The sequence below is a fragment of the Limosilactobacillus reuteri genome, assembly GCF_002254085.1.
Lineage (GTDB): Bacteria > Bacillota > Bacilli > Lactobacillales > Lactobacillaceae > Limosilactobacillus > Limosilactobacillus reuteri_K.
In genome coordinates this window covers 1-444 of sequence record NZ_NGPY01000081.1, presented here as the reverse complement: position 1 = coordinate 444, position 444 = coordinate 1, and the positions used below count along the sequence as shown (strand labels likewise).

Sequence of the window (444 nt, the reverse complement as noted above, 5' to 3'; positions counted from 1 at the left end):
AAAAGGTCGTCACATAGTGCATCAGTGAGCGCCTCAACATGGGCATAAGCAAGTGCATCAACAATCGCGTCAACAGGCGCGTCAACGAGCGCACCAACAAGTGCGTCAACGAGTGCCTCGACGAGAGCATGCACGAGTGCCTCAGTAAGTGCATCAACAAGTGCGTCAACCAGCGCCTCAACGAGTGCATCAACAAGTGCGTCAACCAGCGCCTCGACTAGTGCGTCAACCAGTGCGTCAGTAAGTGCCTCGACTAGTGCGTCAACGAGCGCTTCAACGAGTGCCTCCGCCAGTGCATCGACGAGCGCTTCACTGAGCGCCTCAGTAAGTGCCTCAACGAGCGCCTCCACGAGTGCCTCAACCAGTGCGTCAACAAGCGCCTCAACCAGTGCCACCACGAGCGCCCCCACACGTGCGTCAACGAGTGCCTCAGTCAGTGCCTCG

1 protein-coding gene is annotated in these 444 nt (G+C 58.3%); it reads right to left on the bottom strand.

Annotation, left to right across the window (positions count from 1 at the left end):
- Positions 1 to 444: hypothetical protein (locus tag CBG10_RS11340; RefSeq protein WP_458251636.1), on the bottom strand; the 444-nt coding region annotated here is incomplete at both ends.